The sequence below is a fragment of the Arenibacter algicola genome, assembly GCF_000733925.1.
In the GTDB taxonomy this organism is placed as follows: Bacteria; Bacteroidota; Bacteroidia; order Flavobacteriales; family Flavobacteriaceae; genus Arenibacter; species Arenibacter algicola.
This window is the reverse complement of record NZ_JPOO01000001.1, coordinates 2,307,611-2,329,103: the sequence shown is the minus strand read 5'-3', so window position 1 is coordinate 2,329,103 and position 21,493 is coordinate 2,307,611. Positions and strand designations below refer to the sequence as shown.

The following is a 21,493-nucleotide window of genomic DNA, read 5'->3' as shown; positions in this document are numbered from 1 at the left end:
GTTACAGATTATAAAGCCGCTCCAACGGGCTGAACGGCCTTTGTCTGCCCAGTTGTGCCACATGCAGGTAGGCAAGCGTGGTCTGGATATCGGCGTGCCCCAACAGGTCCTTTACGCTGATGATGTCCAGACCCATTTCCAAAAGATGGGTCGCATAGCTATGCCGCAGGCTATGGGTGGTGACCTCTTTTTGGATACCGCTGTGTTTGCGTGCCTCGCGAACGATCCATCGCACTCCCGTGGTGGACAGTGCAACGGGATTGCCTTCCCTGTCATTGCCGTTAAAGCACCAGGTGACGGGCCTTTCCGCCCTGATGTACTTCCTTAGGCCCCGGACCTGCATCGCGCACAATGGGACATAGCGGTCCTTCCTCCCCTTGCCCTGGCGTACGTGCAGCATCTTTCTCTCAAGGTCCAGGTCCTTCAGCTGGAGGTTGCAGAGTTCAAAGCTGCGAAGGCCACAGCCATAGAGCATGGCCAGTACCAAACGGTGTTTGAGAAGTTTTGGGGCCTTTAGAAGCTGCCTTACCTCGTTATGGCCTAATACTACCGGTAGCTTCTTGGGCCGTTCTATAGAAGGCAATATGACCCGCATCTCCTTCATTCCCGAGATACGGTAGGCATATCTCAGACCATAGACGGTATGCTTGAAGAAACTCTCCGATGGCGTCTTGTGCTGGGATTTCAGAACGTGCAGGTAATCCAGGACCTGCTCCTGGTCAAGGTCCAGCGGACTGCATTTGAAATGGAGTGCAATGTGTGCCAGGCATCTGGCGTAATTGGTAAGTGTACTTTGGCTTTTGCCGGAAAGCTCGATAGATCGTCTTAACTTATGGTACAGTTCATTAAATCCAGGAACGGAATTACAGGCCCTATCAATAAGGGTACTACTTTTTTTTCATAACTTTAAACTTTATGATTAAACCTATCCTAAAGGTAGTGAACAGCAGGCTAATAACTGCTTGAAGCTACCTTTAGGTTTAGTTCAACAAAACCTATAAGTAATGCGGAGTTTGGTGTTTAATTTAAAGTAAGCGTATATTTACTATGTCCGCAAAATCTTTTCGATTTTGCTCTGGAGAAAAAATATAAATCAAAACAAAAAGCTTTTGCTACGTGCGTAGACGGAAACAAAAAGGTTTCCTTTACTCCGCACTACTCATAGCTGAAGCGTTGTGGCGCATTTAACAGAATCTCCCAAATGAAATTGAACATTACCAAAATTTTGATTCTAATATTAATGACTTCGGCATGTATAAATCAAAAAAGGGAATTAAAAGAATATGGTTATGGCAAAAAAGAAAATGACAGTTTAAAAGTTTCGCTACGACTTGGCGGATTTAAAACATATGGTGAGTTCATTGACCGAATTATCGAAGTGTCTTGTAATGACAGTATTCCTCGGATTGTAATAGAATCTAAAAATATTGTTCGGAATATTTATCCCACTCAAGACTGCGAACCGTTCATATTTGACCCTGCAGGAAAACATTATGTAACTTTTGACAGAGGTAAAGTCTATCATGAACAAAGCTTACCTGAAATTAATTTGGACTCGCTATCCAAGATGTTACGTACGGAATTCTCATATTATCATTCATCCAATTCAACCGACAAACCAGATAACTATTTCGTGATTATTGAATCTATGCGTGACGGAAAAACGGTTGGAATTGAAAGTTTCGTAAATACATTGGCATTAAAATACGATTCTCTAAAAACTGATGTCGTTTTAAATCTTGCGTTTTGGGAGCAAGTTCCGTATCGTGCGCCGCCTCCAATGGAATTGGACACTTTGCTGATGGAATAAAAACGCGCCACAATAACTAAGACTTCGTGTGGTCGGTACGGCCAAACATGAAGACCGTGTTGACTGAACCGGGTCCTGTTTTCCCTTACTATGGGGATTGCTAAGGTTTGAGGGAGTCTTTTACATATACCTTGTTGTCGGAGCTGGCCCCTTAATTTGGTGGTCACCTCTTTCGTAGCCCGTTCCGGTGCCCTTTTTGATTTCCTTGGCCCATTTTACTCTCCGGAACGGCCTTTTCCATCCCGCTATTTTAATTTTGGCCACGGGTATCCCGTTACGCTGTTTCGGGCGTTCTTCTTGGGGCGCTATTTTTCAGTCGATCGGACCATGCTTTGGGCGGGCCACGGCTGTCGAATACCGCTACGGTCACCATAATCCCGATCTGGCAGTAAGGACATCGGCAATGTTTCAAGGGAGGCCGTCCATTGGGCACGGGACCGCCCAGGACCTGTTGCAGCAAAGGAAGCAGTGCCTTCTTCCTGGAACTGCTCAGGATCCCATAATGGCGTATACGCACGAACCCCTTGGGCAGGATGTGCAGAGCGAACCTGCGGACGAATTCGGCATCGGTTAATCGCAGTAAGGATATCCTTCCCCCATGCCGGTAATCCTTGACGGTAAAAGTGACGTTATTATTATCTAGGCTCTTTATACGGTGGTCACTGATGGCAATCTTGTGGGTATAGCGGCCAAGATATTCTACTACTTGTGCCGGACCTAAAAATGGACGTTTGCAATAAATTACCCAATTGTGCTTGAACAGGTTTTCGTAGAAGGCCGTGGGTTGTGGTGGAAATTCCTTGCGAAGGGATGCTACAAAACGAGCTCTAAAAACCTTGCTCATTGCCTTTACAGGAAACAAATACTTTCCTTTGTTCCTAGCGGATTTCCATTTGCCCGACCTTGTGGTCCCTCCTCCGGGAACAATGCAATGCAGATGCGGGTGAAGGGACAGATTTTGGCCCCAGGTGTGCAGGATGGCGACCATTCCCGGGTCGGCCCCCAAAAACTTGGGATTGGATGAAAAGCCTTTGATTACCTGCCAGGCCGTCCCGAACAAAAGGCCATAGATCGTTTTGGGGCTATAAAGGCATACCCTGTTAAGCTGCGAAGGAAGGGTAAAGACCATATGGAAATACGGCACGTTCAGCAGTTCGGCCTCCCTTGCCCTTATCCATTGTTCCCTTTTATGCCCCTGGCACTTGGGGCAATGACGGTTCCGGCAACTGTTGTAGCTAAGGTGCAGCTTATGGCAGCCAGGGTTGTCGCAACGGTCTATATGCCCGCCCAATACTGCGGTGCGGCATTTGCGCAGGGCGTGCAGGGTCCTTGACTGCCAGCTATTGGCACAAAGGCCGGCGAGCTGTTCCCTGTTGCGTTCCAATACCTGGGCCACTTCGTAAGTGGCGCGTGACACCGTTACAGATTATAAAGCCGCTCCAACGGGCTGAACGGCCTTTGTCTGCCCAGTTGTGCCACATGCAGGTAGGCAAGCGTGGTCTGGATATCGGCGTGCCCCAACAGGTCCTTTACGCTGATGATGTCCAGACCCATTTCCAAAAGATGGGTCGCATAGCTATGCCGCAGGCTATGGGTGGTGACCTCTTTTTGGATACCGCTGTGTTTGCGTGCCTCGCGAACGATCCATCGCACTCCCGTGGTGGACAGTGCAACGGGATTGCCTTCCCTGTCATTGCCGTTAAAGCACCAGGTGACGGGCCTTTCCGCCCTGATGTACTTCCTTAGGCCCCGGACCTGCATCGCGCACAATGGGACATAGCGGTCCTTCCTCCCCTTGCCCTGGCGTACGTGCAGCATCTTTCTCTCAAGGTCCAGGTCCTTCAGCTGGAGGTTGCAGAGTTCAAAGCTGCGAAGGCCACAGCCATAGAGCATGGCCAGTACCAAACGGTGTTTGAGAAGTTTTGGGGCCTTTAGAAGCTGCCTTACCTCGTTATGGCCTAATACTACCGGTAGCTTCTTGGGCCGTTCTATAGAAGGCAATATGACCCGCATCTCCTTCATTCCCGAGATACGGTAGGCATATCTCAGACCATAGACGGTATGCTTGAAGAAACTCTCCGATGGCGTCTTGTGCTGGGATTTCAGAACGTGCAGGTAATCCAGGACCTGCTCCTGGTCAAGGTCCAGCGGACTGCATTTGAAATGGAGTGCAATGTGTGCCAGGCATCTGGCGTAATTGGTAAGTGTACTTTGGCTTTTGCCGGAAAGCTCGATAGATCGTCTTAACTTATGGTACAGTTCATTAAATCCAGGAACGGAATTACAGGCCCTATCAATAAGGGTACTACTTTTTTTTCATAACTTTAAACTTTATGATTAAACCTATCCTAAAGGTAGTGAACAGCAGGCTAATAACTGCTTGAAGCTACCTTTAGGTTTAGTTCAACAATACCTATAAGTAATGCGGGGTTTGGTATTTAATTTAAAGTAAGCGTATATTTACTATGTCCGCAAAATCTTTTCGATTTTGCTCTGGCGAAAAAAAATAAATCAAAACAAAAAGCTTTTGCTACGTGCGAAGACGGAAACAAAAAGGTTTCCTTGCCTCCGCACTACTCATAGCTGAAGCGTTACCAACAAGCTCGAAAAACGCATTGTCCTGAATGGCACTTAGAGAAGTAAAGAAAGAATTAAATGGAATGGACAAAACCGAAATCATCAAACTGATTTCGGAGATGTACAAGAAAATCCCAGCGGCAAAAACTTATTTGGACATTTTTGCTACCGGCGAAATCAAAGGACTTGCCGAGAAATATAAAAAAGAAATCGAAAAATATATTTATCCAAGTGGACGGAACATGCAGTTGCGTGAGACCGAGGCCAGAAAATTAATACGGACTGTCCAAAAAATGAAAATAACCGAACTCAATGTGGAACTGGAACTACATTACGTAGCTTGTTGCCTGGAGGTCATCGAAGATTTCGGATATTGGGACGAAGGCTATTATATTGCACTGGAGAAAATGTTCTACAATGCGATGGACGGAATACGTGAACTGGGAATGGAGGAAAAATATGAAGAACGCATAAGCGGAATCGCATGCAAGGCAAGTGAGTTCGGACTGGAACTTTCCTACTGAGAAATAAAAGCCAGTTGGTAACAACACCTATACGCAATACTGGCCGAAGGCAAAAATGAAAGACGTTGAATCTATTTCGCCAAAGCTCCGCTTTGACGTTTTATTTGTATAAATTTAAAAACACAAAACATAGCTTTGGCTACCGTTCGTGTCAGATTGAAAACTACCGCTTTCCAATCTCGTACTGCGCATAGCTTAGACCGTTAGGCAACATATGAAAAAAGCACTAATCATTTTGGGAATATGTTGTTATTTATTCAATACAAAAGCGAATTGCCAAATGACAACCAATGAATATGAAGTGGAAATTGACAATTTACTTGCGAAAAAAAATCCTGATTATTATGATGGACTTGCAAAAGTCCTTTCTGAATTTCAAAAAGGTCTAATTTCAAAAGGCATCATTGTCGACGAAACTTATCAAAGCTATGTTGGCCTTTTAAAACAAATTAGCAAGGACGATAAAATGGAGTTTGAATTAGAATATGACCTAAAACAAGCACTTGAAGGACTTGGCGAAGGGATTACTAAAATCATGCCTTCCATCGAAAGTACGTTGCTTGCACAAAAATACTTGAATATTGAGAATTCGAAAGGTTTCCTTTTCAATCATAAGGTATTGTAGCCTTCCCCTTTTTGTAGGCTTCCCTAAAAATAGGACAGTATAAAATTCGAATTTATTAATTTTAAATTTTAACTGTCACATGAAAAGAACAAAATTTACGGAAAGCCAGATTGTCAAGGCACTAAGGGAAAACGAACAGGGAAGATCCGTTGGCGATATTTCCAGGGAACTGGGTATCGACAAAAGTACATTTTACTACTGGCGCAAGAAATACGGAGGTATGGAGCAGCAGCAACTGAAACGTCTAAAGGAGCTCGAAGAAGAGAACAATAGGCTAAAACAAATGTATGCGGATGTTAGTCTGGACAATAAAATGTTAAAGGACGTTTTGTCAAAAAAGTTCTAAGGCCTTCCGACAAGAGAGTTCGAGCAAAATATCTCATCAAACAATATACGGTTCCCATATTACGTGCGTGTAAACTTGTTGATTTAAGCAGATCAATGTGGTATTACCAAAGTAGACGGGATGACAGCGAAGTCATCGACAAGCTAACCGAGTTGGCCGAATCATATCCGACCCGGGGTTTTGATGAGTATTATCATAAGATCCGTCGTGAGGGCCTAAAATGGAATCGAAAGCGTGTGTTGCGTGTGTACCGCAATATGAAGCTGGGCCTTAGGCGCAAGCACAAGAAACGTTTGGTAAAACGTGTAAAGCAACCCTTGGAAGCACCTTCACAGCTCAATGAATGCTGGAGCATGGACTTTATGAGCGATGCGCTTAGCGATGGCAGAAAAGTACGCGTATTCAACGTTATTGACGACTGTAACCGTGAAGCTATCGCCATTGATGCCGGACTATCCTATCCGGCACGGGCGGTCATTGAAACATTGGAAAACCTGAAAGAAGATATAGGGACTCCCAAATATATAAGATGTGATAACGGACCGGAATTTATCTCAAAGACATTTATGAACTGGTGTAAAAAGAACTTTATAGAAATCAAATACACCCAACCTGGAAAACCGATGCAGAACGGATACATAGAACGGTTCAACCGCTTTTTTAGAGAAGACATATTGGACGCTTATTATTTTAATGACGTATATCAGCTCCAAAAGATAAGCGATAACTGGCGGGAGGACTATAATTTTAACCACCCACATAAATCTCTGGGCAATAAATCGCCCAAAGAATATATGCCCAGATTTGATGAAGAATTTAAATTCTTCATCAAATCTGACCTAAACAACAATTATTTATCGAATTTAGAGGTGTCCTAAAAAGGGGAAGGCTACAGTCCATATGCAATAGCGCAAACGATTCCTAAGCCATCCATCCAAATCACGAAGTTTGCCATGGATACTTGTTCCCCGGAAATAGTTTAACCATCCCCGTTGGATTTCGTTTATCTTGGCAACCCGCTCATCGAAACTCATGGGCTTGGTTTTAGCGGTTATCGTCTTTACCCTCATTTTTAAACTCTTCCATGCTTTTTCACTCACTACCAATTGGTATTTGCCCTTCTCCCCTTTGATATAGGTGGGTACGAAACCAAAACCCAAGATGGTGAACTGCACTGGCTTCCTTACGCCACTTTTCTCCCGGTTTACCGCGAGTTTAAGTTTCGTCTTTAGGTACTTTGAGATTGCTCCCATCGTTGCCGTTGCATCACTTCTTCGTCTGGTGTAGACACTGAAATCGTCGGCATAGCGAACGAACCGAAGTTTCCGTCTGGTCAGTTCTTTATCCAGCTCGTTGAGCAGGATGTTGGACAATAACGGACTGATCGGGCTTCCCTGTGGGACGCCTTTTCTCCTCTTTTCAAGTTTGCCATTGATCAAGATCGGTGCTCGTAACCATTTACGTATCAATTGGAGCGTAATTTGACATTTTACCTTTTGGTAGAGCAAGTTCAAAAGCAGGCAATGGTCTACTTCATCGAAAAATGTCTTTAGGTCTATATCTACGATAAAACTATACCCCTCATGGATATATTCCAGAGCCTTGCCAACTGCTTGGCGGGCATTTCTGTTGGGGCGGAATCCATAACTATAGGCACTGAAACCATTTTCAAATTTAGGCATCACAACTTGTGATACCGCTTGTTGGAGCAACCTGTCGGTTACTGTTGGGATTCCCAAGAGACGGGATTTCCCGTTTGCCTTGGGAATTTCCACACCAAGAATGGCTTGGGGTCGGTACTTTCCTTGCTTTACCGTTTGGAGTATGTGCAACTTGTTCTCTCGCAGATACTCTGTGAGTTCCGTTGTTTTCATTCCATCGATTCCTGCACTGCCCTTGTTCGCAATTACTTGTTCTAGGGCTTTTTGCAGATTGTAAGGATGTACTACTTGTCCAATCATTTTTTTTTTTTTTTTGGTTTACATTTTCTTTTACCTGTCTTCGTTACAGAGGGCTATCTGCCTAGGGCGGATTCCGTTCTGCATTGAAGACCAATTGACGTTTGGCCCTTCCTTTGCTTGTGAGACCTCGGATTTATCCATCCGCTCGTTTCTGTTAAGTACTATGACCTCTGCTGACTTCTCTACCTAACCAACTCGTAGTTGTAGAGACCTCCCCAGGTAATGGCATCTTCCCCGCCTGAATGGCACGGGCAGGTTTCCCCCGATTCCTGCCGTATCTACATAAATGCACCTTTTGTACTCATTGGGCGTTACAATGATGTGCTTGCTTACCCATGCATAAATGCCTCATATACGGTTCCTGTCCGTCAGTACCGAGCTTTGTAGTCTCGCTTCCTTCAGATGTAACCTCGCAGTTACCACCCTTGCGACTTACTAATGGTTCAAGGAGTTACCCCTGCCCATAAGGGACCTGCCTGTCCGTCAGGCAGGCTTGCACCCTCTAGATTAATACCATATCTTAGATATGATAAAGATGCCCATGCTGGGCACACACACCGTATATAAAAAAAATTGCTGGCAAGTGCTTAATTCAAAGGTCTTTTTGTATTTTTAATGTCAACACTAAACCGAAAAATTTGCGCTTATTAACACGCAACTTTTCATATACAAACACGATGATGTTGCATTCGCCTACGTCGACCCTATGTGCTACATCTCGCTATCCAACGCTCCAACTCGCCCACTGCTCTCGCAGATGTCGCCCGCACAAAGGGAAATGCAACATCATCGCAGCGCTATGTCAGATCACATAAAACCGTAGGATAAGAGTACTTTTTTTATCAACGACGCTTAACGGAAGAAATCAACGCAACATATCAAGTCACTATATGTAATCTGGACCGCGACATTTTATTCCCAATACCGTCGAAAACCAAAAAAAGTTTTCACTATATTTCCATAAAATTGCCTGCCAACGCTACAACTCGCCCACTGCTGTCGAAGATGTCGTACATAGCGCTGCGTTTGGCCCAAGCTGACAAACATGACCCTGAAAGAAGAACAGATAAAAGAAATTGCCGAACTGTTGGACAGCGGAATGATCTGCTTTTACCATCTGCCCTCGGGGACAATTGACTCGCATCCTGACCCGAACGATCCGTATTTCGACGCTGAACAATGGGAAGACATCATCGATAGAATTGAAAACGACTGGGACAACTATGAACGGTTTGAAAAAATGGAATCATACGAAGGTTATAAGGTGATCGAGAATTTTGCATATTCCTTATCTGATGAGTATTTTAGAGACAAGATTTTGAACGCCATTTCGAGACGAAAACCTTTTCAGAACTTTAAGAATTTAATTGACTCATCTGACTATCGCCAAAACTGGTTTGACTTCAAAAACAAAGCGTATATTAACTTTGTGAAACGACAAATCCAGATGAAAGAAAAATAAAAACCTGGTCAACAATGGCTAAGCTTCTGGCGGGCTGAAGGCTGTCCGCAAGGTTTTTGCTTATCTGCTATTTTTGGTCACGACAAGACTGACAGGTTAGCGTTTGCAAATCCCGCTCGAAATCTTATACGAGAACGTTGTGTACAATACGATCACCTACCAATTAGCTCAATATTGTTAAATGAAAACAGTCTATATTATTCTTTTCGCTACAAATATAAGTTTGTTATTTGGTCAAATTTCAGATAAAAAATCTCACCCTGGTATTTTCAAAACTCATGTGAATTTTCTATTGAACGATATTAGATTAGAAGACACTATTACGGTAAAAAAGAACTATAATCTCACAGATAATACCTTTAAACTTTGGAATAGTCAAGGGAAAAGAATCAAAGAACCTTTTGCAGTCTCTGACGGAAAACATATTTATTTTAGAGCGAATTCAATAAAAAAGTATATTACCAATAAAGTAAATGAGAAATTAAGGATAAGTAAAAATGGATATTTCAGAGCCATTTGCAGTAATGAAAAGTATATATATATATATTGAAAGCTTTTTCCATAGTATGGGATTGACTGCTTGGAGTGTTGGCACTAATTATCGGGCTGGTATTATATATAATATATCAAAAGGGACGTTTACTGTATTTTATACAATTGAAGATTTGAATTCATTTTTAAAACAAGCCATTGATACAGAAATGAGTGATGAATACTTGGGTCAAAAATTAAGTATGAATACTGTTTGGTTCGCCATGAACTATTTATTTGAAGACAAATTTTATCCATATAACCAGTGATAGAACTTAAATTGATTTTAGTTTCCTAACTTTTATATTAAACAAGATTAATTTATTAATAAAAATCACCTAAAGCACTGTACACAACAATAGTGGACTTACAACAAATAGCGCATCAACTTTTGGTATCACAGCGTTACTTGAGCGATACGCTCAAAAAAGAAACCGGAAAAACTTCCACCGAACATTTGCAATTATACCTGATAGACGAGGCCAAGAATATTTTGCTGGATCCCAATAGAACCATCTCTGAGGTAGCCTATGAATTGGGCTTTGAATATCCACCCTATTTTTCGCGCTTATTTAAAAAGAAAGAAGGCATTAGTCCAACGGAGTATAGAGAAAAATATAAAATGAATTAAAACTATGGAAATTTTAAAAATAGCAGTCGAATGGGCCAAAGCCGAAGTCTCCTCGACACGATTCTTCATCTTTTTTGCGATATTATTTATAATCGTAAGCATCGGGTTTTGGCAGTTAGGAAAAACGGATATAGCAAAAGCCTACATAATTCCCACCTTGGTAGCAGGGGTATTGCTTTTGACCATAGGGCTTGGTTTATTTTTCACCAATAAATCAAGAATTAAAGAATTTGAAACTGCCTACAACAGTGATTCCCCTGCATTTATAGCATCAGAAATTGCGCGTACGGAAAGAACACTAAAGGAATACGAAACAGTAGTTTTCAAGGCTATTCCGATTATAATCATTGCAGCTGCCTTGCTAATTATTTTTATAAACACCCCAACTTGGCGTGCAATCAGCATTACAACGATTGCTATGATGATAGTCATTTTACTAATAGACGGAACTGCCCATGCAAGAATTGAAGCCTACAATAAGCACCTGGAATTAGTGAATAAATAATAAAGATATGGACTTGAATTTAAGGAAGTGTAATTATTAAAACAAGGTAGACAATTAACCCGCCATTGCCCGAAACGGTGTGGGCAGGTTGCTGGAATGGCTTTCTGCAGACAGGTCCTCCACTACCCTAAGAATATTTCCTGGCCCAAAAGCGTTGCAAGACAGATTTGCCAATTGCCTATCGGCAAGCAAGTTTGGATTGTATATGTTAAATTAGGTGCTTAAAACACCCAACTACCCATGTCCGAGACCCTTAGTGGTATTGTGTATGCCCAAAACAAAATGAAAGAACTATATAATTTTTTTAATACTACTTTCTCCTTACACGAGGGTACTTGGAACGTAGTAAAAAAATATATTTAGCGAACATTCATTAAAAAAAGGGGAATACTATGTTGAGGAAGGTGAAATTGTCAAAAAAATTGGATAAAAAAATGGCCTAAAAGATGTCATTGCCATTTTTACCGTCGGCACTTTAGCTTTCAAACAAATAACAGATACCCTAGCTTATGTTCTTGCCAAAGCTGTATAACCAAGCTTGGGACAAATTGGATTTACCTCTATGCAGGACAAGGTCGAAAATTAAATACTGTGGTAAGCCTGCACACTCTTATACTTATAGGCCAATAAACACGATCCATAGCACTTCCACGACCAAAATCATAGCCATTACAAGGTCGACAATATGAAATTACGCACCTAGTTATATTATATTTGTACAAGCAAAAGTATGCTGTTCAAAGCAACAAGCATTAATTGTACAAGGATGAACAACTCTTCTTATATAGGAACAACATGAAAAACGATAATAAATTAAAAGGAAAGAACATTCTAATCACCGCTGGTGCACAAGGTATTGGTGAATCGATTACCAGGCACTTTATTGATAGTGGAGCCAATGTTTCCGTTCACTATTTTTCCAGTGCCGATACCGCGAACCAATTAACGGAATACGCAACGGGCAAAGGACAAAAAGCGATTGCTATAAGTGGTGACTTGACCAAGGAAGCCGATGCGAATGCATTGGTCGAAAAAACAGTAAAGGCGTTGGGTAGTCTGGACATATTAATCAATAATGCGGGATCACTTGTTGCACGTAAAATGTTGAACGAAATGGAGGCCGAGTTCTGGCACAAGGTAATGGACATAAACCTTACCTCCATGATGTTCGTGACCCGGGCCGCAGCTCCTTTTCTAGCAAAAAATGAAAACAGCAGTATTGTTAATTTAGCATCACTCGCTGGGCGTAAAGGTGGTCACCCAGGGTCGTTAGCTTATTCTACCAGCAAAGGCGCCATACTAACATTTACAAGGGCACTCTCCACCGAATTGGGACCTCAAGGTACGCGGGTCAACGCGGTTGCCCCAGGTCTCATCCTTGGCACTTCATTTCACAACACGCATACGACAAAAGAATCAGCGGCTGCAACAACAGCAGGTATTCCAATTCAACGTGCTGGTAATGCCGATGACGTAGCAAGGGCGGTATTATTTCTAGCTTCCGAATACGATGGCTTTATTACAGGTGCCACGCTAGACATCAATGGCGGTGTCTATAATATGTAGATACTTAAGCAAACACTACATCAAATGCAATTGATTATTAAAATAGAAAACATTGGAAGCTAAACAGCCACATGTGTTTTTGTATTAATTTTTTTCAAGGATAGATTTATGCTAAAGACTCCAGTAATACACCCAACAATTATGGAAGTGCTTGCCCGTTCAGGGCATTTTGCACAAGTGGTCATTGCTGACGGAAATTTACCGGTCGCCGCCATGACAGGTCCAAACTCCACAACCGTACATCTCAACTTTCGCCCGGGAATATTGGATGCTCTCACAGTGCTTGAAGGCATCCTGGAAGTCTGCCCAATACAAGGTGCCATAGTCATGGAAAAGCCTACAGAAGCAAGCGCTGAGATACACGATGCTTATAAAAAATTACTGGGGGACGTAACATGGGAGGCCATGGAACGCTGGGCGTTCTATGACAAAATCAGGGAACCGGCCACCACATTGATTATTCAAACCGGTGAACAGCGTCGCTTTGCCAATTTGATCCTCACTGTTGGTGTTGTAAAAATGGCGGAAGAAAGTAACTTTTAGGAACTTTTGGCCCATCCACTATTTTCTAAACTTCCTAGATCTTAGTCCAGAAAAGAAGGCATAGAATCTGTTTGGAACTGGCATTGGGCTGAAAAGTACTATAACTGACAAGTGAACGTCCAATACTATGATTTTCCAAAGCACAGGTCGACTTTTTATAAAGTTATTGATTACCCTAAATTCTTTATCTTTAAACAACTTACGAACTATGCAATGGCCACTGTGTGAAATTTTGAGCCAGTAGTCCAAAAACATTGTGGGATATGGAGTATAGAAAACTGAAAAATCTTGGTGTCCTACTTTTCATTGTGCAAATAGTTGCCATTGGGGCTTGGTTTTATATTAAACAGCCAGAAATGGATTGTTCAATGGATATGCTGAAAATTATCCCGATACTATTTGGAATCAACCTCCTAGTAGGACTGGTATTGTACTTGCTGAAGAAAAAGGATCTTTCAAAATTGATTTTCGGAAATTCGATAATTTGTCCTTTCATTTTTTTTGCAGGGTGGATTTTATGGTTTACCTATTATGCCCAATAAACCAAATTGGGATGAGACGAAAAATTGGTAGGAATTGCCCCCAACTATTTATATACAAACAGTTATTTGTTAAAGGTGCAGGTAATACGTTCTACAATTGGACTGAGATAAGCAAAATCTACAGGCTAAAACGGCAAAGAGAATCAATGAAAAACTAAAGAGATTTCCAATGAAAAAAGAAGCACTTAATTGGTTAGGTGAGTTGGCCATAATTCACGCTACGGGTAACGATACAAACGGCAAATATTGTATTGTGGAGCTTTATGCTACAAAAGAAGGCAGTCCCCCGTGGCATGTTCACCATAGGGAGGATGAAGGTTTTTATGTAATTGACGGTGAGTTGACCCTGTACGTTGGTGATAAAAGTTATAAGGCCAAAAACGGAGATTATTTATTGGCCCCAAAAGACATACCGCATACTTATACAGTAGATTCCCCAGGACATGCAAGAATATTAATGATTTGTTCACCTGCCGGATTTGAAGATTGCGTTCGTGCAATGAGCACTCCGGCCACATCACTTGTTCCCCCCGAACCGGAAAATGCGGAAACCGACTTTGGGAAAATTATGAATATAGCAGCTGAATATGGCGTTGAGTTTGTAGAGGCTCCTGTATAATAAATAAATAGTACCAAAACACTTTAATTGGAATATTAATTTTGAAAAAACGCATAAGATGAAAATTTGTGCAGCACAGACAAAATCTGAAAAAGGGAATATAAAGGCCAATATCGAAAACCATTTGAAATGGATTGAACTTGCCGTCTCCGAAAAAACAGACTTGATCGTTTTCCCTGAATTATCCTTGTTAAATTACGAACCGGAAATCGCAAAGGATTTTGCGACCGACCAAAATGATCCGAGATTGGAGGTGTTTCAAGCTATCAGCGACTCTAAAAGCATTACAATTGGAGTTGGTATGCCTACCAAAACGGAATCCGGAATTTTAATTAGCACCCTTATTTTTCAACCAAACCTGCCACGACAAACTTATTCCAAGCAAATTCTGCATCCAGACGAAAAGCTGTACTTTATTGAAGGGAGCGAACAGACTATTTTGTCTATTAAGGACTCGAAAATTGCCCTTGCCATTTGTTACGAGTCATTACAGCCCGAACATTCCAAAAATGCACATGGAATGGGAGCAGAAGTTTATTTGGCCAGCGTAGCAAAATCAAAAGCGGGAATGGAAAAAGCGAACACGGACTATCCAAAAATAGCGAACAAATATTCAATGCCAGTTTTAATGGCCAACTGCATCGGGTTTTGCAACAATACCCTAAGTGCCGGACAAACATCAGTTTGGGACGCTAACGGAATTTTAATCGGACAACTCGATAGTCAAAGCGAGGGATTGTTGATCTATGATACGGTATCAAAATCAACCTATTCTGTAAACTAAGTTTCATAGACTTTCCAATCAAATCAATAAGCCTAAACCAGAATGTAAAAAATATACTTTTAATTCCCATAATTCGTCAGAATAGCGCAGGTTACTCCCTATTTAATATATTCGGACAAAACCGTAACTTACTTCCATATTAATATTAGACCGAAGTTGTTGGCGAACAGCGACATAACAAACGAATAAAATGGGGGAACTGAAAGTAAAAACAAACCCTAAAGTAGATGCAGTCTTTGCCAACTATCCCGACTTTGTTCGGGATAAGATGCAAGCGTTACGGGAATTGGTCCTTGAAACAGCGGAAGAAACCGAAGGAGTTTACCAATTGGAAGAAACCCTAAAATGGGGAGAACCAAGTTTTGTAACCAAAGATGGTAGTACCTTGCGAATGGACTGGAAAGAAAAAACACCCGACCAGTACGCTATGTATTTTCATTGCTCAAGTAGACTGGTAGATACATTTAGATTGGTTTTCAACCACAAATTTCAATACGAAGGTAAACGGGCCATAGTTTTTAAATTAAATCAGAAAATTCCAAAATCGGAATTGAAGGAATGTATTAAAGCTACATTGACCTATCATAAAGTAAAACAATTGATTACTTTGGGAATTTGAGGAATTGAGGGAGAAAATAGATACAGTAATCTCCATATAATGAACACCTATAAATATAATTGAACACCAGTTGTTTAATTACTACAATTCGGCCAGTATCTTATAAACAAGAAAAACAATGCATAGCAGGGCGGCAAGTAACGGCAGTAAAAACTTCCGGTTTCCCCAACATTTCTTCCTGCCATAATCGTTAATGGCCAACTTGGTCTGTGAGAGATTTACCATTGTAAAAACGCTTATGACCACATAGCTTGTAGTATTGGCCAGTTCAACAATAGGAACGAAAATGGCGAGAACCACAATCCCAATGGCTATGGCCAGGGTGGCCAGTATTGGAGTACGGTACTTCTTATGTACTTGATGAAACAATTTGGGTGCATTGTTCTGCCCTGCCATTCCGTAAAGGACCCTTGACCCCATTATGAGCTGTGCCAATACACCATTTAAAACGGCAACCAAACTAATTAGACTAATAATATAGGCATAATGCTGCCCCTTATTCGCAACTATTTCCGCCATAGGCGCATCGGTGGCAATAAGTTCGTTCAATGGCAAGGCAATTACGGCAACCACAGCTACAGCTACATACAGGAACAACGCAATGAACAAACTGCCCATAATGGCTACAGGCATGCTCTTTTGCGGATTTTTGGCCTCCTCCGCAACATTTGCCAAATCTTCGAACCCAACAAAAGCATAAAAGGCCAAGAAAGAACCCTGAAACACTGCAAAGATATCATAGCCAGGTGCCGCAAGGAACATTTGGGAAAACTGGGAAGTAAATTTCTCCAAATCTATGCCTGCCACAAAAATGACAAATAGAAGCCCCCCTACCTCGATCAAGGTTATTAATCCTATTACGTTCAAAGATTCCCCAATACCCCAGATGGCAAGTAAACATAGTAGTGTCATACTTACGATGATGACAACAGCATCCGGGAATTCAATAAACACGTTCAGGTAGCCAACAAATCCTTTGAGAATGGCAGCAGCGGAAATAAACCCCGTAAATATTACTCCCCATCCCACCAAGGAGGCCAATCGTTTTGAGTTGAATGCCTTGTTTACATAGATTATTTCCCCACCACTTTTCGGAAACCGCGGGGCAAGAAGGGAATAGGAGTATGCGGTCAATCCTGCCAAAACCCCTGCAAGTAGGAAGGAAAGAGGCGCCAGCGTTCCGGAATACCCTGCTACCTTGCCCACTAGCACATAAATACCTGCTCCCAGCATGGTCCCCACACCATATAGGAGTATTTGAACTGTACCCAATTGTTTCTTTAACCCAACCTCTTGCTTATCTTTGTCCATTCCTTAATGCTTTCCTATAAAGTTAAGGGATTGTTAGGTTTGAACTATGAAGTAGCTTGCTTTTTCACCAAAACTCAGATCAACAACCCATTAAAAGCGCTTATGCACCTTTGGTAAAGGCAATTGGCATTTATTCCCGATTTTTCAGACGTAATTACCCACCATTAAGGTTGGGCTTGATGTGGTCAACTTGATAGATTCACTGAATTGACAATTATTATTTGGAAATCATGTAGTATTACCTTCACTTTTTCATTAAATTTAAACAATGCAAGTCTAAGGTATATCATAACCCAAAGGTGATTGGCTTTGTTACAGTTCGAAGCCAAACGGGCGGACACAAAATGAACAAAGATGTAATTATCGAACAAACCGTTGCATTAATAGACCACAATACACAGGAACTTCACCGCATAAATTATTACTTCAATCATTTGCAACATTAATATGGGCAATAAAAATAAAGACCATTATTTTCTCAAGGGCGGAGGAGAGATGGGGAAAATGATAAGAGAAAAAGATTGGAGGAAAACACCTTTAGGAGATCAAGCGGACTGGCCTCAAAATCTTTGTACTATGGTTGCCGTTATGCTCGACAACCCTTTTGGCATGTATATAGCTTGGGGTACAGAATACATTCAACTGTACAATGACGGTTATCGTCCCATCCTTGGGACTACCAAACATCCCCAGGCATTAGGTATCAGCACCCAAGAAACATTTTCAGAAATATGGCATATTATCGAATCTATGTTTGACGGGGTAATGAATGGAAAAGCAGTAGGTTTTCCTGATTTCATGTTGCCCCTGAACAGACACGGTTTTGTGGAAAATTGTTATTTCGATTTCTCTTACAGCCCTATTAGAAATAATGACGGAACGGTAGGAGGTGTATTGGTAACAGTTATTGAAACCACTGATAAAAAGAGAGTGGAGGCAAATTTAAAGGAAAGCAATCAGCGTTTTCGCAATACTGTAAAACAGGCCCCAGTTGGCATAACTATTTTACGAGGACCACAATATATAGTAGAAATGGCGAATGATGCCTACCTAGAATTAATTGATAAAAAAGAAGCTGACTTTGTAGGAAAACCTTTGTTTAACACCTTACCTGAAGTAAAGGAAGCCGTTCACACGTTGCTGGATGATGTATTAAACACTGGATTAGCTTATCACGGTAACGAGTTGCCCATACCTCTAAACCGTTATGGAAAGCAGGATATATTCTACTTCGATTTTCTATATTATCCGCTAAAAGAGGATGATGGTAAAATATCTGGCGTTATTGCGGTTGCCACCGAGGTTACCGAAAAAGTGGAAACAAGAAGAACTATTGAAGAAAGGAAACGCCTTTACGAAGCTATCACCCAAAATACACCCGACCTTTTTTACGTATTTGACCTTAACTATCGGTTCACCTATGTAAATGAAGCATTGCTAAAAATGTGGGGGCGCACCTGGGAGGAGTCAATAGGCAGAGGGATGTTGGAATTAGGGTATGAGCCCTGGCATGCCGATATGCATGAACGGGAAATAGACCAAGTGATAGCCACTAAAAAACCAATTCGTGGCGAAGTATCATTTCCACATGCCAACTTGGGAAGACGCATATACGATTATATTTTTGTCCCCGTAATAAACGAAAAAGGCGAAGTGGAAGCGGTTACCGGTACCACCCGTGACATCTCTGACATAAAAAATGCCCAAGAGGATCTGAAAAAGAGCGAAGAACAGTTCAGTACCTTGGCCGATAATATGGAAAATCTTGCCTGGCTCGCTGATGGCGAAGGATGGATATACTGGTACAATAAAAGATGGTTGGAATACACAGGGCTAACCCTGGAAGAAATGCAAGGATGGGGTTGGCAAAAAGTACATCACCCAGACCATGTAGATCGCATTGTAGAAATAACTAAAAAAATATGGCAAATTAACGAATCCTTCGAACTCACCTTTCCCCTGCGCAGGCATGATGGTCAGTACAGATGGTTTCTTACCCGTGGCTATCCTGTGACCAATAAAGAAGGAGAAATAATCCGTTGGATAGGCACAAATACCGATATCAGTGTGCAAAAAGAAGCCGAAGAACAATTTAGACAAATGGCTGAACGTATGCCCCAAAAAGTATGGACCTCCGATGCCGAGGGAAACCGTAATTACTTTAATCAGGTCATGCTGGACTATACTGGATTGAATTTTGATGAACTAAAAGATTGGGGATGGAAAAAAATTATACATCCGGATGATTGGCCTATTACAAAACAGAAATGGGAACATTCACTCAAGACTGGAGAAGACTTTGAAAATGAAAATCGCCTACTTCGAAGTGATGGTGAATACTTATGGCATCTTATTCGTGGAACTGCCGTAAATGATGACCAAGGCAAACCAAAAATGTGGATCGGCTCCAAAACGGAAATACATGAACAGGTAGAACTTTCCGAAATTTTGGAAAAAAATCTGAAAGAAAGTAACAGACGGATGCAAACCATCTTGCAACACGCTCCGGATGCGGTTATTTCTATTGATGAAAATGGAGTTATCAGTAGCTGGAACAACGAATCGGAAACTGTTTTCGGATGGACCGAAAGCGAGGCTATTGGTAGGACACTCACTGAAACAATCATTCCAGAGCGATATCGGAAACGCCATAATGAAGGAATGAAACATTTTCTAAGAACGGGTAACGGACCTGTAATTAATAAACCTATAGAGTTGTCCGCACTGAATAAAAATGGCAGGGAGTTTCCCATTGAGCTAAAAATATCAACTTCAAAAATAAACGACAGCCATATTTTTATTGGATTTATACGGGATATTTCAATACGAAAAAAGGCTGAGGAGACTTTATTAAACAAAACCAATCAACTAATGGAAGCCCAGCAATTAGCCCATATTGGTAGTTGGGAGTGGGATGTAGTCTCCAATGTTATTGAATGGTCCGATGAGCTATATAGGATATACGGCCTAACACCTCAGGAATTTAAAGCCGACTATGAGAATTACCTCAAATACATTCATCCAGATGATAGGGACTACGTAGATTCCAAAGTGCAACAGGCATTTAAAGATCGTTTACCGTACAATTTTTTTCATAAGACGATAGGTGCAAATGGGAAATTGCGAATTTTAAGTTCCACTGGAAAGGTATTTACAGATGCCAATGGGAATGTTATCAAAATGTCCGGAACAGCACAAGATGTCACTGAGCAGAAAAAATATGAGGAAGAATTGAAAAGTAGTGAAGAACGCTTTTATAAAATTTTCCACAGTAATCCTGTTCCCATGTCACTTGCCGAAATCAAAACCAATAAAATAAAATATGTCAATAATCTTTTTTGTAGTGCATTTGGTTACACAAAAGAGGAAGTAATCGGCCAAACATCCGAAGAATTGAATTTGATTGATCCTGAAGAATATAAAAGAGTCATTGATCTGATATTTGGGTACATTCATGAAAATCGCTCCCTTGCCGAAGTGCAGGAATTGTCCAAAGAAGAAACAGAGGCCCTGCTATTGAAGTTGAAGCAATCGGAAAAAATGAAAGACTTTGAAATACTTTACACCAAAAAAAACGGAGAAACATTTCCTGCCCTTGTTTCATTTGATGTCATCAGGATAGGCACCGAGAGTTTTACGGTAACATCATACTTGGATATTACCGAAAGAAAAAAAGCAGAGGCCTTACTTAAAAACCAAAATGAACAGCTTGAAAAAATGAACAAGGAACTTGAATCATTCGCTTATGTCTCCAGCCATGATTTACAGGAGCCCTTGCGGAAAATCCAACTTTTTGCAACGCGTATTATAGAAAAAGAAGAACACAACTTGTCGGACTATGGCAAAGATATGTTTAAAAGAATGCAGGTTTCCGCCCAAAGAATGCAGACTCTCATACAGGATTTACTGGCCTACTCCCGTACCGATACTTCTGAAGGTAATTTTGAGAAAACCGACCTAAATGAAATTATAACCGATGTTAAAGAAGAATTAAAGGAAGAACTTACTGCAAAACATGCTACCATTATAACTAACCAATTAAGCCATGCCCACATAATTCCTTTTCAATTTAAACAAATCCTGCACAACCTTATAGGAAACTCTCTGAAGTTTTCCGACCCGGGCCGCCCTCTATTGATACAAATCAAGAGCGAAATCGAAATAGGCATAAAACTCAATAATACAAAACTTTCACCTCAAAAGACTTATTGCCATATTACCATTTCCGACAACGGAGTTGGTTTTGAAAAACAGCACAATGAAAAAATATTTGAAGTATTCCAACGTTTACACGGTAAAAATGAATATCAGGGTACGGGAATTGGACTATGCATTGTAAAAAAAATAGTAGAGAATCATCACGGCATCATTACCGCAAATGGCGAACCTAACAATGGAGCAACTTTTCACATTTATATTCCTGCAAAGTAATAACTTCACCCCCAACGCGTAAATGAAAGCTTGTTTGTTTTTTAAATGATCGAACCTAATACCATATTAATAGGAATTGGGGTATAAAGATTATTAGCTTCCAACA

At 41.2% G+C, this 21,493-nt stretch carries 20 protein-coding genes; 15 read left to right on the top strand and 5 right to left on the bottom strand.

All coding sequences use genetic code 11. The annotated features are described in order from the left end of the window. Window position 1: 1 nt before the first annotated feature. Complete coding sequence (locus U735_RS25280) at window positions 2-595, bottom strand: tyrosine-type recombinase/integrase (protein ID WP_316933012.1); 594 nt, start codon at window positions 593-595, stop codon at window positions 2-4. Window positions 596-1,201: 606 nt separating this feature from the next. On the opposite strand from U735_RS25280, the gene U735_RS0109945 reads away from it, so the two are divergent. Continuing rightward, entirely contained in the window at window positions 1,202-1,810 is a 609-nt protein-coding gene (locus tag U735_RS0109945; protein ID WP_031443687.1) for a hypothetical protein, read from the top strand. A 274-nt stretch (window positions 1,811-2,084) separates the two neighbouring features. On the opposite strand, the gene U735_RS0109940 is transcribed toward U735_RS0109945, so the two are convergent. Both U735_RS0109940 and U735_RS25275 read right to left on the bottom strand, forming a co-directional pair. Beyond that, window positions 2,085-3,227, bottom strand: a complete 1,143-nt coding sequence (locus U735_RS0109940; RefSeq protein WP_031443686.1) for an IS91 family transposase — start codon at window positions 3,225-3,227, stop codon at window positions 2,085-2,087. Between the two features lie 2 nt (window positions 3,228-3,229). Then, window positions 3,230-3,823, bottom strand: coding sequence for a tyrosine-type recombinase/integrase (locus U735_RS25275; RefSeq protein WP_316933012.1), 594 nt, complete (start codon window positions 3,821-3,823; stop codon window positions 3,230-3,232). Between the two features lie 611 nt (window positions 3,824-4,434). On the opposite strand from U735_RS25275, the gene U735_RS0109930 reads away from it, so the two are divergent. The 4 genes from U735_RS0109930 (at window position 4,435) to U735_RS25560 (ending at window position 6,760) form a co-directional block, all read left to right on the top strand. After that, a complete protein-coding gene (locus tag U735_RS0109930; RefSeq protein WP_031443684.1) occupies window positions 4,435-4,911 on the top strand; it encodes a DUF6155 family protein in 477 nt (158 codons plus the stop codon). A gap of 214 nt (window positions 4,912-5,125) precedes the next feature. Then, a complete protein-coding gene (locus U735_RS0109925; protein WP_146032851.1) occupies window positions 5,126-5,536 on the top strand; it encodes a hypothetical protein in 411 nt (136 codons plus the stop codon). Between the two features lie 79 nt (window positions 5,537-5,615). Beyond that, a complete protein-coding gene (locus U735_RS25715; RefSeq protein WP_031443010.1) occupies window positions 5,616-5,882 on the top strand; it encodes a transposase in 267 nt (88 codons plus the stop codon). A gap of 35 nt (window positions 5,883-5,917) precedes the next feature. Next, entirely contained in the window at window positions 5,918-6,760 is an 843-nt protein-coding gene (locus U735_RS25560; RefSeq protein WP_232233225.1) for an IS3 family transposase, read from the top strand. Here the strand turns inward: U735_RS25560 and ltrA are convergent. Continuing rightward, on the bottom strand, window positions 6,746-7,843 hold the full coding sequence (gene ltrA / locus U735_RS0109910) for a group II intron reverse transcriptase/maturase (RefSeq protein WP_084681091.1): 1,098 nt from the start codon (window positions 7,841-7,843) through the stop codon (window positions 6,746-6,748). The two genes, U735_RS25560 and ltrA, sit on opposite strands and share 15 nt — an antisense overlap. A gap of 1,045 nt (window positions 7,844-8,888) precedes the next feature. On the opposite strand from ltrA, the gene U735_RS0109905 reads away from it, so the two are divergent. The 9 genes from U735_RS0109905 to U735_RS0109850 all read left to right on the top strand — a co-directional run bounded on the left by U735_RS0109905 (window position 8,889) and on the right by U735_RS0109850 (window position 15,645). After that, window positions 8,889-9,305 carry a UPF0158 family protein gene (locus tag U735_RS0109905; protein ID WP_031443681.1) on the top strand — a complete coding sequence of 139 codons (417 nt, stop codon included), beginning with the start codon at window positions 8,889-8,891 and terminating at the stop codon, window positions 9,303-9,305. 181 nt (window positions 9,306-9,486) lie between these two features. Further along, window positions 9,487-9,855, top strand: a complete 369-nt coding sequence (locus U735_RS0109900; protein ID WP_031443680.1) for a hypothetical protein — start codon at window positions 9,487-9,489, stop codon at window positions 9,853-9,855. Between the two features lie 342 nt (window positions 9,856-10,197). Further along, a complete protein-coding gene (locus U735_RS0109890; RefSeq protein WP_232233216.1) occupies window positions 10,198-10,467 on the top strand; it encodes a helix-turn-helix domain-containing protein in 270 nt (89 codons plus the stop codon). A 4-nt stretch (window positions 10,468-10,471) separates the two neighbouring features. Further along, window positions 10,472-10,972: a hypothetical protein gene (locus U735_RS0109885; protein WP_031443677.1), complete on the top strand. Its 501-nt coding sequence runs from the start codon at window positions 10,472-10,474 to the stop codon at window positions 10,970-10,972. A gap of 795 nt (window positions 10,973-11,767) precedes the next feature. Then, window positions 11,768-12,538, top strand: a complete 771-nt coding sequence (locus tag U735_RS0109875) for an SDR family NAD(P)-dependent oxidoreductase (protein WP_031443676.1) — start codon at window positions 11,768-11,770, stop codon at window positions 12,536-12,538. 108 nt (window positions 12,539-12,646) lie between these two features. Beyond that, a complete protein-coding gene (locus U735_RS0109870; RefSeq protein WP_031443675.1) occupies window positions 12,647-13,081 on the top strand; it encodes an RbsD/FucU domain-containing protein in 435 nt (144 codons plus the stop codon). A gap of 711 nt (window positions 13,082-13,792) precedes the next feature. Further along, a complete protein-coding gene (locus U735_RS0109860) occupies window positions 13,793-14,242 on the top strand; it encodes a cupin domain-containing protein (RefSeq protein ID WP_031443673.1) in 450 nt (149 codons plus the stop codon). 58 nt (window positions 14,243-14,300) lie between these two features. Continuing rightward, window positions 14,301-15,026, top strand: coding sequence for a carbon-nitrogen hydrolase family protein (locus U735_RS0109855; protein WP_031443672.1), 726 nt, complete (start codon window positions 14,301-14,303; stop codon window positions 15,024-15,026). Window positions 15,027-15,216: 190 nt separating this feature from the next. Further along, window positions 15,217-15,645: a DUF1801 domain-containing protein gene (locus tag U735_RS0109850; RefSeq protein WP_031443671.1), complete on the top strand. Its 429-nt coding sequence runs from the start codon at window positions 15,217-15,219 to the stop codon at window positions 15,643-15,645. 81 nt (window positions 15,646-15,726) lie between these two features. Here the strand turns inward: U735_RS0109850 and U735_RS0109845 are convergent, their stop codons facing one another. After that, the gene (locus tag U735_RS0109845) at window positions 15,727-16,956 is read right to left on the bottom strand and encodes an APC family permease (protein WP_031443670.1); all 1,230 of its coding nucleotides are present in this window, start codon (window positions 16,954-16,956) and stop codon (window positions 15,727-15,729) included. A gap of 447 nt (window positions 16,957-17,403) precedes the next feature. Here U735_RS0109845 and U735_RS24970 point away from each other — a divergent pair, with 447 nt between their 5' ends. Beyond that, entirely contained in the window at window positions 17,404-21,387 is a 3,984-nt protein-coding gene (locus tag U735_RS24970; RefSeq protein ID WP_031443669.1) for a PAS domain S-box protein, read from the top strand. Window positions 21,388-21,493: the final 106 nt, after the last annotated feature.

Bases quoted from the DNA above. Each gene is read 5' to 3' on its own strand.
- U735_RS25280 (WP_316933012.1), bottom strand. From the start codon at position 595: ATGCGGGTCATATTGCCTTCTATAGAACGGCCCAAGAAGCTACCGGTA.
- U735_RS0109945 (WP_031443687.1), top strand. From the start codon at position 1,202: ATGAAATTGAACATTACCAAAATTTTGATTCTAATATTAATGACTTCG.
- U735_RS25275 (WP_316933012.1), bottom strand. From the start codon at position 3,823: ATGCGGGTCATATTGCCTTCTATAGAACGGCCCAAGAAGCTACCGGTA.
- U735_RS0109930 (WP_031443684.1), top strand. From the start codon at position 4,435: ATGGCACTTAGAGAAGTAAAGAAAGAATTAAATGGAATGGACAAAACC.
- U735_RS0109925 (WP_146032851.1), top strand. From the start codon at position 5,126: ATGAAAAAAGCACTAATCATTTTGGGAATATGTTGTTATTTATTCAAT.
- U735_RS25715 (WP_031443010.1), top strand. From the start codon at position 5,616: ATGAAAAGAACAAAATTTACGGAAAGCCAGATTGTCAAGGCACTAAGG.
- ltrA (WP_084681091.1), bottom strand. From the start codon at position 7,843: ATGATTGGACAAGTAGTACATCCTTACAATCTGCAAAAAGCCCTAGAA.
- U735_RS0109905 (WP_031443681.1), top strand. From the start codon at position 8,889: ATGACCCTGAAAGAAGAACAGATAAAAGAAATTGCCGAACTGTTGGAC.
- U735_RS0109900 (WP_031443680.1), top strand. From the start codon at position 9,487: ATGAAAACAGTCTATATTATTCTTTTCGCTACAAATATAAGTTTGTTA.
- U735_RS0109885 (WP_031443677.1), top strand. From the start codon at position 10,472: ATGGAAATTTTAAAAATAGCAGTCGAATGGGCCAAAGCCGAAGTCTCC.
- U735_RS0109875 (WP_031443676.1), top strand. From the start codon at position 11,768: ATGAAAAACGATAATAAATTAAAAGGAAAGAACATTCTAATCACCGCT.
- U735_RS0109870 (WP_031443675.1), top strand. From the start codon at position 12,647: ATGCTAAAGACTCCAGTAATACACCCAACAATTATGGAAGTGCTTGCC.
- U735_RS0109860 (WP_031443673.1), top strand. From the start codon at position 13,793: ATGAAAAAAGAAGCACTTAATTGGTTAGGTGAGTTGGCCATAATTCAC.
- U735_RS0109855 (WP_031443672.1), top strand. From the start codon at position 14,301: ATGAAAATTTGTGCAGCACAGACAAAATCTGAAAAAGGGAATATAAAG.
- U735_RS0109850 (WP_031443671.1), top strand. From the start codon at position 15,217: ATGGGGGAACTGAAAGTAAAAACAAACCCTAAAGTAGATGCAGTCTTT.
- U735_RS0109845 (WP_031443670.1), bottom strand. From the start codon at position 16,956: ATGGACAAAGATAAGCAAGAGGTTGGGTTAAAGAAACAATTGGGTACA.
- U735_RS24970 (WP_031443669.1), top strand. From the start codon at position 17,404: ATGGGCAATAAAAATAAAGACCATTATTTTCTCAAGGGCGGAGGAGAG.